Consider the following 13265-nt stretch of genomic DNA (forward strand, 5'->3'; position numbering starts at 1 on the left):
GCCATGCCGGACGGGCATTCCCCGGATGATCATCCCGCGGACGGGCGCTTTTCAGTCCGCATCCAGCGCGAGGATTTCGACACCGCCGCCGAGATCGCCGCCCTGTCGGGCGGTCGGCGCGATGTCGGCGCGGTCGTCACCTTCTCCGGCCTGTGCCGCGCCGACGACACGACGGACGAAGGTCGCCTCGTCGCGCTGACCCTCGAACATTATCCCGGCATGGCGGAAGAGGAGATCGGCCGCCTCGTCGAGGAGGCCCGCGCGCGCTGGCCACTCCTCGGCGCCACGGTGATCCACCGCCACGGCCGCCTGGTCCCGGGCGAGAACATCGTGCTGGTGGTCACCGCCTCGCCGCATCGCGGCGCCGCCTTCGAAGCCGCCGCGTTCCTCATGGACTGGCTGAAGACCAGCGCCCCGTTCTGGAAGCTGGAAGAGCGCGAGACGGTGAAGAATTGGGTCGCCGCCAAGGAGGCGGACGACGCCGCGGCGGAGCGTTGGCGCTGACCCGCATCGCCGCGTAAACGCCTAGCGCCCGGTCCTGCGGGCGAGCAGTTGCCGCTTCAACCCCTCGGGATAGAGTGCCGGCCCGCCGGCGACGTCGAGTTCGGCCAGATCGTACCAGTGCGCCACCACCGGGCTGCCATCGTCCTCGTGGAAGACGATGGTGTCCTGCCCGGCGAAGGCGTCGGCGGCGAAGTCCACCTCATAGGCGAACACGACCTCATGCCCGGTCGCGCCGTGATGGGTGTAGATGTTCTCCAGCACCGCCGGACCGTCGATCACCTCGATCGCGACGCCGAGTTCCTCGCGGAACTCGCGCATGAGGGCGGCCTCGCAGCGCTCGCCGAACTCGACCCCGCCGCCGAGCGGGCGCACGCCCTTCAGCTGGCCGAGATCGTCCCGCACCTCGGCGGCGAGCAGCCGTCCGCCCCGCCAGTGCAGGCCGATGGCGAGAACGCGAATATGGGAAACCGGGCGCCAGATGGTCATGCCGCCCGGCTAGGCCAATCCGGCGCGCGCGGCAAGTCCGAGACGCGGCCGGCCTGTAGCCGCCTGGGGATCCACGCACAAAAACGAAAATGCCGGCCCCGAGGCCGGCATTTCATTCATGTCCGAAGATCGGAAGCTGCGGCCGCTGCTTACGCGGCGGCCTTCTTCTTCGGCTGCACCTCGGCGGTGTAGTCGTCGAACAGCGTCTTGGTCACCGGGCCGGGCTGGAAGTGGGTGCCGGCGATCTCCGACACCGGCGTCACCTCGGCGGCGGTGCCGGTGATGAAGCACTCGTCGAAGCTCGACAGCTCCTCCGGCATGATCGCCCGCTCCTGCACCTCGATGCCGCGGCTCTTGGCCAGCGCGATCACCGTCTGGCGGGTGATGCCGTTGAGGAACGCATCCGCCTCCGGCGTGTGGATCACGCCATCCTTCACGAAGAAGACGTTGGCGCCGGTGCACTCGGCGACACGGCCGCGCCAGTCGAGCATCAGCGCGTCGGCATAGCCCTCGCGCTCGGCGGCGTGCTTGGAGATGGTGCAGATCATGTAGAGGCCGGCCGCCTTCGAGGTCGAGGGCGCGGTCAGCGGATCGGGACGGCGATACTTCGCCATGCCGATGCGGATGCCCTTCAGCCGTTCCGCCGGGTCGAAATAGCTCGGCCATTCCCACGCCGCGATGGCGAGGTGGATCTGGTTGTTCTGCGCCGAGACGCCCATCATGTCGGAGCCGCGCCAGGCGACGGGACGCAGATAGGCGTCGGCCAAGTTCTGCTTCACCAGGATCTCGCGGCAGGCGGCGTTGATCTCCGCCTCGCTGTAGGGAATCTCGAAGTCGAGCAGACGCGCGCTCTCCTTCAGGCGGACGGTGTGCTCGTCCAGCTTGAAAATCTCGCCGCCATAGGCGCGCTCGCCCTCGAATACACAGCTGCCATAGTGCAGGCCGTGCGTCAGAACATGGACCTTGGCATCCGACCACGGCACGAAGGCGCCGTCATACCAGATCCAGCCACTGCGTTTGTCGAAGGGTTCGCTTGCCATGGTATTGTCTCCCGAACGGGGCCCGCCGCCCGCCATGATCCGGCGGCGTTGCCCATCTTGTCCTTAAAGCCTGTCCTACCCGGTCGCGTGCGTGTTTTCAGCGCATATTTTGCTTCGCAGGCCAAGTACATCTATCGTGAACGCCGTCGAGGGAACAGCCATCCGGCACCCCGACGCGCTGGCTGACGCAGGGTTGATCCGGGGGCTTCCCGAACGATCCTTTCGTCAGACAGGGCATCTTGGTAACGATCATAACGAAAAAAGTCAACATGGCTGACATAAATGTCTCTCAACCGCCCCACGCCAATGCGGCGGATCCCGATCCCGCGGCAGCGGGCGCCGCTGTGCCGCGCCCCCAGACCGACCTGATCGAGCTGCTGTTCTTCGCCTATCGCAACTTCGTCAGCGATCCCGACAAGGTGCTGCAGGGCTTCGGCTTCGGACGGGCGCATCACCGGGTGCTGCACTTCGTCAACCGTCATCCCGGCATGCGGGTGACGGACCTGCTCGACATATTGCGCATCACCAAGCAGAGCCTCGGCCGCGTGCTGCGCGAGCTGGTCGACGGCGGCTTCGTCGACAGCCGCGCCGGCTCCTCCGACCGGCGCCAGCGGCTGCTCTACCTCACGCCCAAGGGCGCGACGCTGGCGCGCGATTTCGTCGCCATCCAGTCGCAGCGCATCGAGCGGGCGCTCGCCGCCTGCTCGCCGGGCGCGCGCGAGGATGTCCGCCGCTTTCTTGTCGCCATGATCGATCCCGAAGATCAGGCGGCGGCCGAGAAGCTCATCGCCCGCGCCGACCAGGCCGCCCTGTCCGGCGGGCAGCGGCCCGGCAAGGCGCCCGCCCGGCCCCGCTAGGAGACCTCGATGCTCGACGCCGCCAATCCTGCCCCCGCCGCCGCCCGTCCGCGCATGGCGACGCCGGCCGACGACGCCGTCCACCTGCTCATCGTCGACGACGACCGCCGCATCCGCGACCTGCTCTCGCGCTTCCTGTCCGAGCATGGCTACCGGGTGACGACGGCCGAATCGGCGGACGACGCCCGCGGCCGCCTCGCCGGCCTCACCTTCGACCTGCTGATCCTCGACGTGATGATGCCCGGCATGAGCGGGCTCGACCTCGCCCGGCTGGTGCGCACCGAATCCGGCGTGCCGATCCTCATGCTCACCGCCCGTTCGGAGACCGAGGACCGCATCAAGGGGCTGGAGATCGGCGCCGACGACTATCTCGCCAAGCCGTTCGAGCCGCGCGAGCTGCTGCTGCGCATCAACAACATCCTGAAGCGCGCCTCGGTCCCGCCGGCGCAGGCCATCGAATCTCTGCGCTTCGGGCCGTTCGTGTTCCATCTGGAGCGCGGCGAGCTGACCCGCGACGGTGAGCTCGTCCGCCTCACCGACCGCGAGCGCGACATGCTGCGCGTGCTCGGCGAGCGCCCCGGCGAGACGGTGCCGCGGCAGGCGCTGGTGGCGCCGGGCATCTCCGCCGGCGACCGTGCCGTCGACGTGCAGGTCAACCGGCTGCGCCGCAAGATCGAGCGCGACCCGGCCAATCCCGCCTATCTGCAGACGGTGCGCGGCCTCGGCTACCGGCTGGTCGTGGCGCCTTGAGCCTGCTCGACGATCAGCGGCTCGGCGCCGCCCGGCACTTCCTGCGCGATCTCGGCGCGCGCCTGCGGGCGAACAATGCGCGCCTCGCCGCCGGCATCAGCCGGGTCATGCCCGGCAGCGCCCATTCCGCCTGGGGTGCCCTGTGCGGCGCCAATGCCCGCATGCGCGAGAGCAACGCCCGCTTCGGCTCGTGGTTCAACCGGGTCATGCCGAAGGGGCTCTATGCCCGCTCGCTGATCATCATCGTCACGCCGATGGTGATCCTGCAATCGGTTCTGGCCTTCGTGTTCATGGAGCGCCACTACAACACCGTCACCCGGCGGCTCTCCGCCGCGGTGTCGCAGGACATCTCCGCCGTCGCCGACCTCGCCGTCGCCTTCCCCACCGCGGAGGGCCGCGAGCGCGTGCGGCAGATCGCCCAGTCGACCATGGGCCTGTCGGTCGACTTCCTGCCGGACGAGCACCTGCCGCCGCCGGGGCCGAAGCCGTTCTTCTCGATCCTCGATTCCAACTTCACCGGCGAGTTGAGCAAGCGGCTGCGCCGGCCGTTCTGGACCGACACGGTCGGCAATTCCAGCCTCATCGAGGTGCGCATCCAGTTCGACGACATGGTAATGCGGATCTTCGCCCGCCGCAGCCAGGCCTATCTGTCGAACTCGCACATCTTCCTGGTGTGGATGGTCGGCACCTCGCTGGTGCTGCTGGCGGTCGCCATCCTGTTCCTGCGCAACCAGATCAAGCCGATCGAGGCGTTGGCCGACGCCGCCATCGCCTTTGGCAAGGGCCGCGACGTCACCGGCTTCCGGCCACGCGGCGCCCGCGAGGTGCGCGGCGCGGCGCTGGCCTTCCTGGAGATGCGGCGGCGCATCGAGCGGCAGATCGAGCAGCGCACCACCATGCTGGCCGGCGTCAGCCACGACATGCGCACCATCCTCACCCGCTTCAAGCTGGAACTCGCCTTCATGGACGAGCGGGAGACCGAGGCGCTGCGCAAGGATGTCGACGAGCTGCAGAGCATGCTCGAGGCCTATCTCGCCTTCGCGCGCGACGACATGGGCGAACCGCCGGTGCTCACCGACATCGCCCGCCTCATCGAGGAAGCCCGCGTCAATGGCGAGCGCCATGGCGCCGCCGTCGCCAGCTCCTTCGCCGGCGACCCGATGGTGACACTGCGGCCGGATGCCTTCCGCCGCTGCCTCGCCAATCTCGTCGCCAATGGCTGGCGCTATGCCGGCCGCATCGACATCAACGGCACCCGCGCCGAGCGCTGGCTGATCGTCGCGGTGGACGATGACGGGCCGGGCATCCCGCCGGAGCGGCGCGAGGAAGTGTTCCGGCCGTTCTTCCGGCTGGACGAGGCGCGCAACCAGGATGCCGGCGGGTCCGGCCTCGGCCTCACCATCGCGCGCGACGCGGCGCGCGCGCATGGCGGCGACGTCACGCTCGGCGACAGCCCGCTCGGCGGGCTGCGGGCGACCATCCGCATTCCGGTGTGAAGCCTCTCAGCCGCGCTGCAAGGCGAGGCGGGCGCCGAGCCCGATCAGCAGTGTGCCGCCGATCCGCCCCGCCCAGGCCCGCAGCCGGCCGGACCGGCTCAACCGCCGCGTGATCGCGCCCGCCAGTCCCACGCAGACGAGGTCGGCCGAGGTGAACATGAGGTTGACCGCCGTGCCGAGCACCAGCAATTGCAGCCACAACGGAAAGGCGGCGGCCGCATCGGTGAACTGCGGCAGAAAGGCGAGAAAGAAGATCGCCGTCTTGGGGTTGAGCACCTCGACGGTCACGCTCTGCAGGAAGGCCCGCCGCCCCGAGGCTTCCGGGACCACCCCGTCTGCCGTCTCGCGCCGGAACATCATCCGCAGGCCGAGCCAGACGAGATAGGCGGCGCCGGCGAGCTTCACCGCCAGATAGAGCGGCGGCACCGCCTCGAACAGCACGGAAAGCCCGAGCGATGCGGCGATCACATGCGCATAGCCGCCGAGATGGATGCCCAGCGCCGCCATCAGCCCGGCACGCCGGCCGCGCGCCAATGTCTGCGCCGAGGCGTAGAGCATGGCCGGGCCGGGCACATAGGCGTAGATCGCCGCGGCGGCGAGGAAGGCGAGCAGCACCTCCGCCGGGGGCATGCCGGCCTCAGAACAGCCGGGCGCCGTTCGGCACCTCGCGATCGGGGGCGAATAGCACCACCGCGCCGTTCTCGTCCGGGAAGCCGAGGGTCAGCACCTCCGACATGACCGGCCCGATCTGGCGCGGCGGGAAGTTCACCACCGCCGCCACCTGCCGGCCGACGAGATCCTCCGGCGCATAGTGCACGGTGATCTGCGCCGTGGACTTCCTCACCCCGACATGCGGGCCGAAGTCGATGATCAGCTTCAGCGCCGGCTTGCGCGCCTCCGGGAAGGCCTCGGCCTGGATGATGGTGCCGACCCGGACGTCGACCTTCAGGAAATCGCCGATGTCGATGGTCGCGGCGGGTGCAAGGCTCATGACGTCCTCCCTCGGGATCGATCGTGGCGGCGGCGGGTTCAGCCCGCCAGCTCGCGCGAGCGGCGGGCAGCGGCGGCGACCGCCTCGGTGAGCAACGGGCCGAACCCCTTCGCTTCGTCCATCAGCACCGCCAGCGCCGCCGCCGTGGTGCCGTTCGGCGAGGTGACGTTCTTGCGCAGTTGCGCCGGGTCGATGCCGGTGCGGGCGATCAGCTCGCCGGCACCGGCGACGGTGGCGCGCGCCAGCCGATCGGCCATGTCGGCCGGCAGCCCGGCCCGGGCACCCGCCTCCGCCAGCGCCTCGGCGAGCAGGAACACATAGGCCGGCCCGGAGCCCGACACCGCGGTGGCGACGTCGATCAGTTCCTCGCGCTCCACCCATTCGCAGCCGCCGGTGGCCTTGAGCAGCGCATCGGCGATGCGCATCTGCTCGGGCGAGACGGAGCCGTTCGGCACCGCCACCGTCACGCCGCGCCCGATCGCCGCCGGGGTATTGGGGATCGAGCGCACCACCGCCGTGCCCGGCGCGAAATGGCTTTCGAGGAAGGCCAGCGTGCGCCCCGCCATCACCGAGACCACCAGCGTGTCCGGCCCGGCGAGCGGCTGCACCTTGGCGAGCACGTCCGGAGCCACCTGCGGCTTCACGGCGAGCAGCATCACCGCCGGCACGCCGCCATTGAGCGGGTTCAGCGCCACGCCGCGCGCTTCCAGCATGGCGGCCACTTCCGGTGGCGGGCCGGGATCGAGCACCGCGATGCGCGCCGGCTCCAGCCCGAGGCCGACCCAGCCTTCGAGCATGGCGCCGCCCATCTTGCCGGCGCCCACCAGCAGGACCCGGCCGGGAATATCGGAAAGAACTGCCATCGCTTCGCCTCGCACCTCTGCACCGCCCGAGCGGTATCGCGCGACGGTTTAGCGGATTCGCGCGCGGGATGCTGCCCCGTCCTCGCGGCCCGCCCCGCCGCCGTTACGCGCCGACGGCGGGATGCCGCTAGGCTACGCCTCGCCGATGGTCTCGAACAGCGTGGCGTCCATCGCCTCGCGCGCCGACTTGCCGGCCCAGACCACGAACTGGAACGCCGGGAAATAGCGCTCCACCGCCTCCACCGCGACTTCCATCAGCACTTCGCACTGGCGGTCGGTCGCCTCGGCGCCGGCGAGCAGCAGCGCGTGGCGGAACATGATCACGCCCTCCTTCGACCACAGATCGAAATGACCGACCCACATCTGCTCGTTGATCAGCGAGAGCAGGCGCAGCACCTCGTTCTTGCGCTTCTCCGGGACCTTGAGGTCGAAGGCGCAGGCGATGTGCAGCGCCTCCACCTCGTCCATCCACTGGAAGGAGACGTGGCAATCGGTCCACCGCCCCTCCACCGAGATGGTGATCTCGTCCTCGGCGGAACGCTCGAACGACCATTCGTTCAGCGCGGCCATCCGCTCGACGAGATCGAGCGGGTTGGCCCGGGTGTCGGCTTCGAAATCGGTATAGGTCATGCTCGACCTCGCGAGGCTGGGACGCGGGAGGGGGTCGAACGCACGCAACGCGACTATCAGGCGGCGGCTCTCTCGTCCTGAGAACGAATCGCCGTGATCCGACTATATCGCGCTGAATCCGTACCTCGCTACGACCGTTCGTGGGTGACCGCCTCTCGACGGCCAATAGCTAGTAAGGTGTCAGGGATTCGCCGGGCGCCGCAAGCATGGTGGCCCGGCGTCCACAGCGCCCTCACTCGGGGGTTTCGAGCTTGGCGAGCCGGGCTTCCAGCGCGGCGATGCGCGCTTCAAGCGCCTCGTTCTCCTCGCGGGCGGCGGCGGCGAGGTCCTTCACCGTGTCGAACTCCTCGCGCGTCACCACGTCGAGCTCGCGCAGGATGCGCTCGGCCTGGGCGCGCATCACCGTCTCGGCCTCGCGCCGCACGCCGGTGGCGACGCCGGCGGCATCGTTCATCAGCTTCGCGAAGTCATCAAAGATGCGGCTCGTGGTCTGGGTCATGTCACTTCTCTCCCGGCTTGACGCCTCTCAATGAACAATGGGGCGCAAGGCCCCACACCGCAAGGGCGCGGCCGCCGTCTCGCCCGTGTTCCACATGTCGGGAGGCCATTGTCCGGCAAGCCTTGGCGGCGTCCGCACCGTTCGCCGGTCTCGACGTCGCATCGCCGGCCTTGATCCTGTCACGCGAGGGGGGCAAGACCGTGACGGTGCCGGAGCCGTGCGAGTCGTGTCGCGGCCGGTCGCGCCGCCACGGGTCCCCGAGTCCGGACACTTCATGCTGATCGCGACGCCGCCGCTCCTCGCCCTTCCCTTCCCGGCCATCGATCCGGTGCTGGTCCAGCTCGGTCCCTTCGCGATCCGCTGGTACGCGCTCGCCTATGTCGCCGGCCTGCTGCTGGGCTGGTGGCTGGCCAAGAAGCTCTGCGCCACGCCGGCCTTGTGGGGCGGCAAGGCGGCCATCGCGCCGGAGGAGTTCGACGATGCCGTGGTGTGGGTGGCGTTCGGCGTCATCCTCGGCGGGCGCATCGGCTATGTGCTGTTCTACAACCTGCCCTATTACGCGTCCCACCCCATGGAGGCGCTCACCGTCTGGCACGGCGGCATGTCGTTTCATGGCGGCTTCCTAGGCTCCATCCTCGCCATGGCGCTGTTCTGCCGCCGCCGCGGCCTGCCGCTGATGTCGATGCTGGACATCGCCGCCGCGGTAGTGCCGATCGGCCTGTTTCTTGGCCGCCTCGCCAATTTCATCAATGGCGAGCTGTGGGGCCGGGTCACCGACGTGCCCTGGGCCATGGTGTTCCCGACCGGCGGCCCGGAGCCGCGCCATCCCAGCCAGCTCTACGAGGCGGCGCTGGAAGGCGTCATCATCTTCGTCGTCCTGCAGATCGCCATCCATGCCTATAAGGCGCTGGCCCGGCCGGGCATCGTCGGTGGCCTGTTCGTCATGCTCTACGGCGTCTCGCGCATCATCGTGGAGTTCGTCCGCGAGCCCGATGCCCAGCTCGGCTATCTCTATGGTGGCTGGCTGACCATGGGCATGCTGCTGTCGCTGCCCATGGTGCTGTTCGGCGCCTGGCTCGCCTGGCATTCGGCGCGCCGCCCGCCGCTGAACCAGCGCGCCCGCGCATGAGCGAGGCGCCGACCCCGCTCGTCCCGAAGCTCGCCGCCCGCATCGCCGCCGACGGCCCGCTGACCGTCGCCGATTACATGGCCGAATGCCTGTTCCATCCGCACCATGGCTACTACTCCACCCGCGAGCCCTTCGGCAGCCAAGGCGACTTCGTCACCGCGCCGGAGATCAGCCAGATGTTCGGCGAACTGATCGGGCTGTGGGCCGCCGACACATGGATGCGCTTCGGCGCGCCCTCCTCCTTCGTGTTCGCCGAGCTCGGTCCCGGCCGCGGCACGCTGATGGCCGATGCCCTGCGCGCCACCCGCATCGTCCCCGGCTTCCTCGACGCCGCCCGCCTCGTGCTGGTCGAGGCCTCGCCCCGCCTGCGCGAGATCCAGAAAGCGGCGCTCCCCGGCCACGCGGTCGAATGGGCCGACCGCGTCGAGGACCTGCCGGCCGGGCCGCTCGTCCTCGTCGCCAATGAACTCGTCGACGCGCTGCCGATCCGCCAGTTCGTCCGCACGCCGGAGGGCATCGCCGAGCGCATGGTCGGGCTCGATGCCGAGGACGCCCTCGCCTTCGGCCTGCGCCCCGGCGCCCGCCTCGACACCGCCGACGAGCGCCGGCTGCTCGCCGCCCCGCCCGGTGCCCTGCTGGAAATCTGCCCGCTCGGCCAGAGCATCGCCGCCCATCTCGGCGCCCGCCTTGCCCGTGACGGCGGTGCGGCGCTGTTCGTCGACTACGGACATGCCGGCGCGAATGAGCCCGCCGGCGGCTTTGGCGACACGCTGCAGGCGCTGCGCGCCCATGCCTATGATCCGCCGCTCGCCCATCCCGGCGAGGCCGACCTCACCGCCCATGTCGATTTTGCCGCCCTGGCCAGCGCCGCGCGACGCCACGGCGCGCGCGCCTTTGGCCCCATCGGTCAGGGCATCCTGCTGGAACGGCTCGGCCTCCATGCCCGCGCGGAGCGGCTGAAGCGCAACGCCGCGCCGGAAGCGGCAGCCGCCGTCGATGCCGCCGCGCGCCGCCTCGCCGGCACCGGCGAGAACGAGATGGGCACCCTCTTCAAGGCGCTCGCGCTGGTGCATCCTGCGCTTGGCGCCCCGGCGGGATTCGCGCCGGAAGACGAATTCGGAGGTTCCGCATGAAGGTCGAATCCCCCGCGCTCAAGGCGCTGCCCGGCATCCGCCACGCCTTCTTCACCCGCGAGGGCGGCGTGTCGGAGGGCATCTATGCCGGTCTCAACGGCGGCACCGGCTCCAACGACGTGCCGGAGAACGTCGTCGAGAACCGCGCCCGCATGGCCGGAGCGCTCGGCGTGCCGGCAACGCACCTGCTCACCTGCTGGCAGATCCACTCGCCGGATTGCCTCGTCGCCCGCGTGCCGTGGCAGGAGCGCCCCAAGGCCGACGCCGTGGCGACCGATACGCCCGGCATCGCCGTCGGCGTCGCCATCGCCGATTGCGGCCCGGTGCTGTTTGCGGATGCGCAGGCCGGCGTCGTCGGCGCCGCCCATGCCGGCTGGAAGGGCGCGGTCGGCGGCGTGCTGGATGCGACCCTCGCCCGCATGGAGGAACTCGGCGCCCGGCGCGAGCGCGTCGTCGCCGCCATCGGCCCGCTGATCCGCCAGCCGAGCTACGAGGTCGGCCCGGAATTCGTCGCCAACCTCACCGCCCTCGACGCCGGCAATGCCCGCTTCCTCGCGCCGTCCGAGCGGGACGGCCACGCCATGTTCGACCTGCCCGGCTACATCGCCGCCCGGCTCACCCGCCTCGGCGTCGGCACCGTCGACGATCTCGGCCTCGACACCTATTCCGACGCCGACCGCTTCTATTCCTATCGTCGCGCCACCCATCGCGGCGAGCCCGATTACGGCCGGCTGATCGCCGCCATCACCCTGGTGCCCTGAGCCATGAGCCTGCATTTCACCGCCCTGGAATTTGCGCGCCGCAAGAACCGCCTGCTGGCGGAGATGGCCGAGCGCCAGCTCGACGGAATGCTGATGTTCCAGCAGGAATCGATGTACTGGCTCACCGGCTACGACACGTTCGGCTTCTGCTTCTTCCAGTCGCTGTGGCTCGGCATCGACGGCCGGATCGCCCTGCTCACCCGCTCGGCGGACCTCAGGCAGGCGCAGCATACCTCGCTGATCGAGGATATCCGCGTCTGGCGCGATTCCGCCCATTCGACCCCGCAGCAGCAATTGCGCGACATGGTCGCCGACCTCGCGGGCTCAGAGGTCGGCCGCCCCTCCCCCCGCATCGGCGTCGAATATGACAGCTACGGCCTCACCGCCGCCAATGGCCGCAAGCTCGACGCTGCCTTCGACGGCTTCGCCGTGCTGTCCGACACCTCCGGCCTCGTCGACTATCTGCGCGCCGTGAAGTCGGAAGAGGAGATCTTCTACGTCCGCAAGGCCGGCCAGCTGGCGCTCGACGCCCGGCAGGCCGCCATCGAGCTGGTCGCCCCCGGCGTCGACGAGGGCGAGGTACTCGCCGCCATGCAGGGCGCCGTCTTCAAGGGCGGCGGCGACTATCCCGGCAACGAATTCATCATCGGCTCCGCCCGCGACGCCCTGCTCTGCCGCTACAAGTCCGGCCGACGCCGCCTCGACGCCCGCGACCAGATCACCCTCGAATGGGCCGGCGCCTACCGCCGCTACCATGCGGCGATGATGGAGACCGTGCTGGTCGGCGAGCCCTATGACCGTCATATCGACCTGTTCAACGCCGCGAGGCTGGCGCTGGAGGCCTGCGCGCGCCACATCGTCCCCGGCCGCACCGCCGGCGAGGTGTTCGCCGCCCATAGCGAGGTGATGGACGGCCACGGCCTCGCCGAGCACCGGCTGGCCGCCTGCGGCTATTCGCTGGGCGCCAAGTTCACTCCCTCCTGGATGGACCCGCCGATGTTCTACGAGGCCAATCCCTGGGTGCTGGAGCCGGGCATGGTGATGTTCGCCCACATGATCCTGATGGACAGCGCCAGCGAGACGGCCATGTGCCTCGGCCGGACCTATCTGGTCACCGTTAACGGTAACGAGCCGTTAACGGGCGCCCCTCTGGACCTCATCGTTAATAACCGTTAACGATTTGCCCCGGATGTGCCGGCGACGGCGCGGCCGCGCCGGTCTGATTCGGCACGGACACGCGCAGCGACCGGCCCTCAAGGGGACGGCGCTTGATGATCGAACAGCTCGGCCGGCGACTTCGCCAGTTCGCACCGGCAGCGGCGGCCACCGTCGTCGCCCTCGGCCTGGCGGCCTGCCAGACCGGCGGAGCCAACAAGCCGGTCGCGAGCGCCACGGGCCCGGACGGCGCGTCCGTGCAGACCTCCGCTGCCCCGTCCTCCTCTTCCCGCGCAGTGGCCTCGCGCTCTGCCGCCCCCCGCGCCCTCGCCTTCGAATCCATCGATGGCCCGCCGGAACCGGTATTCGACAAGCTGGTCTCCAGCCTGTCCGCCGAGGCCGGCGCCCAGCGCATCCCGGTGGCCTCGCGCGACAGCAACGCCCCCTATCGCGTACGCGGCTACCTGCTCGCCGTCGTCGAGAACGGCAAGGGCAGCGTCGATTGGGCATGGGACGTCTACGACCAGGACCGCGAGCGGGTGCTGCGCGTCTCCGGCGTCGAGCAGACCGGCTCCGGCGGCGACGTCTGGGCCAATGTCGATCAGGCCATGCTGGATCGCATCGCCTCCCAGAGCCTCTCCGAGATCACCTCCCGCCTCGCGCAGAACCCGACGGCGCCGCGCAAGCCTGTAAGCGCGCCGGCCGAGACCGCCGAGCCGGCGGCGGCGGAGGATCCCTACGAGCCGGTTCGGACCGATGACGGCCCGCCGATCGCCGATGCCGGCGGCGAGGCCCCGGCGCCCGAGCCGTCCTCGACCCTCGCCCTCACCGCGAGCCACTGATTGCCGGTACGGCAGCGCGTCCGCCCACGGGGTGCCGACCGCGCCGCCGAGCTGCGATTTTGGTGCATGCCTTGCTCAAATCCTGTGCCGGTGAGGCTTTACAGGGCAGGCCGGCCCGCCTATCAGAGC

Annotated in this window: 16 protein-coding genes; 9 read left to right on the forward strand and 7 right to left on the reverse strand. The window is 70.0% G+C overall.

Annotated features, from left to right (window positions below):
• The first annotated feature begins 3 nt into the window (after window positions 1-3).
• Window positions 4-504 (forward strand): molybdenum cofactor biosynthesis protein MoaE, encoded by a 501-nt coding sequence (locus KHC28_RS22985; protein WP_214010677.1) that lies wholly within the window; start codon window positions 4-6, stop codon window positions 502-504.
• A gap of 21 nt (window positions 505-525) precedes the next feature.
• On the opposite strand, the gene KHC28_RS22990 is transcribed toward KHC28_RS22985, so the two are convergent.
• Complete coding sequence (locus tag KHC28_RS22990; protein WP_214010678.1) at window positions 526-990, reverse strand: NUDIX hydrolase; 465 nt, start codon at window positions 988-990, stop codon at window positions 526-528.
• Between the two features lie 149 nt (window positions 991-1139).
• A complete protein-coding gene (locus KHC28_RS22995; RefSeq protein WP_214010679.1) occupies window positions 1140-2030 on the reverse strand; it encodes a branched-chain amino acid aminotransferase in 891 nt (296 codons plus the stop codon).
• A gap of 269 nt (window positions 2031-2299) precedes the next feature.
• On the opposite strand from KHC28_RS22995, the gene KHC28_RS23000 reads away from it, so the two are divergent.
• From KHC28_RS23000 to KHC28_RS23010, 3 genes are all read left to right on the forward strand, one after another.
• Window positions 2300-2887: a MarR family winged helix-turn-helix transcriptional regulator gene (locus tag KHC28_RS23000; RefSeq protein ID WP_214010680.1), complete on the forward strand. Its 588-nt coding sequence runs from the start codon at window positions 2300-2302 to the stop codon at window positions 2885-2887.
• 9 nt (window positions 2888-2896) lie between these two features.
• Entirely contained in the window at window positions 2897-3637 is a 741-nt protein-coding gene (locus KHC28_RS23005) for a response regulator (RefSeq protein ID WP_214010681.1), read from the forward strand.
• A 107-nt stretch (window positions 3638-3744) separates the two neighbouring features.
• Entirely contained in the window at window positions 3745-5133 is a 1389-nt protein-coding gene (locus tag KHC28_RS23010) for an ATP-binding protein (RefSeq protein ID WP_214010901.1), read from the forward strand.
• 6 nt (window positions 5134-5139) lie between these two features.
• On the opposite strand, the gene KHC28_RS23015 is transcribed toward KHC28_RS23010, so the two are convergent.
• The 5 genes from KHC28_RS23015 to KHC28_RS23035 all read right to left on the reverse strand — a co-directional run bounded on the left by KHC28_RS23015 (window position 5140) and on the right by KHC28_RS23035 (window position 8116).
• Window positions 5140-5763 carry a LysE family translocator gene (locus KHC28_RS23015; RefSeq protein WP_214010682.1) on the reverse strand — a complete coding sequence of 208 codons (624 nt, stop codon included), beginning with the start codon at window positions 5761-5763 and terminating at the stop codon, window positions 5140-5142.
• Window positions 5764-5770: 7 nt separating this feature from the next.
• A complete protein-coding gene (locus KHC28_RS23020; RefSeq protein WP_214010683.1) occupies window positions 5771-6124 on the reverse strand; it encodes a tRNA-binding protein in 354 nt (117 codons plus the stop codon).
• A gap of 38 nt (window positions 6125-6162) precedes the next feature.
• A complete protein-coding gene (gene proC, locus KHC28_RS23025; protein WP_214010684.1) occupies window positions 6163-6987 on the reverse strand; it encodes a pyrroline-5-carboxylate reductase in 825 nt (274 codons plus the stop codon).
• Between the two features lie 132 nt (window positions 6988-7119).
• Window positions 7120-7617 carry a type III secretion system chaperone family protein gene (locus KHC28_RS23030; RefSeq protein WP_214010685.1) on the reverse strand — a complete coding sequence of 166 codons (498 nt, stop codon included), beginning with the start codon at window positions 7615-7617 and terminating at the stop codon, window positions 7120-7122.
• Between the two features lie 232 nt (window positions 7618-7849).
• On the reverse strand, window positions 7850-8116 hold the full coding sequence (locus KHC28_RS23035; protein WP_214010686.1) for an accessory factor UbiK family protein: 267 nt from the start codon (window positions 8114-8116) through the stop codon (window positions 7850-7852).
• 274 nt (window positions 8117-8390) lie between these two features.
• Between KHC28_RS23035 and lgt the strand changes: the two genes are divergently transcribed.
• The 5 genes from lgt (at window position 8391) to KHC28_RS23060 (ending at window position 13136) form a co-directional block, all read left to right on the forward strand.
• On the forward strand, window positions 8391-9245 hold the full coding sequence (gene lgt / locus KHC28_RS23040; RefSeq protein ID WP_214010687.1) for a prolipoprotein diacylglyceryl transferase: 855 nt from the start codon (window positions 8391-8393) through the stop codon (window positions 9243-9245).
• Window positions 9242-10378: a class I SAM-dependent methyltransferase gene (locus KHC28_RS23045; protein WP_214010688.1), complete on the forward strand. Its 1137-nt coding sequence runs from the start codon at window positions 9242-9244 to the stop codon at window positions 10376-10378. The genes lgt and KHC28_RS23045 overlap by 4 nt, the downstream gene beginning before the upstream one ends.
• Window positions 10375-11139: a peptidoglycan editing factor PgeF gene (gene pgeF / locus KHC28_RS23050; RefSeq protein WP_214010689.1), complete on the forward strand. Its 765-nt coding sequence runs from the start codon at window positions 10375-10377 to the stop codon at window positions 11137-11139. The genes KHC28_RS23045 and pgeF overlap by 4 nt, the downstream gene beginning before the upstream one ends.
• Window positions 11140-11142: 3 nt before the next feature.
• On the forward strand, window positions 11143-12315 hold the full coding sequence (locus KHC28_RS23055; RefSeq protein WP_214010690.1) for a M24 family metallopeptidase: 1173 nt from the start codon (window positions 11143-11145) through the stop codon (window positions 12313-12315).
• A 95-nt stretch (window positions 12316-12410) separates the two neighbouring features.
• The gene (locus tag KHC28_RS23060; protein WP_214010691.1) at window positions 12411-13136 is read left to right on the forward strand and encodes a hypothetical protein; all 726 of its coding nucleotides are present in this window, start codon (window positions 12411-12413) and stop codon (window positions 13134-13136) included.
• The last annotated feature ends 129 nt before the right edge of the window (window positions 13137-13265 follow it).

The organism is Ancylobacter sonchi, assembly GCF_018390695.1.
Taxonomy (GTDB): Bacteria; Pseudomonadota; Alphaproteobacteria; order Rhizobiales; family Xanthobacteraceae; genus Ancylobacter; species Ancylobacter sonchi.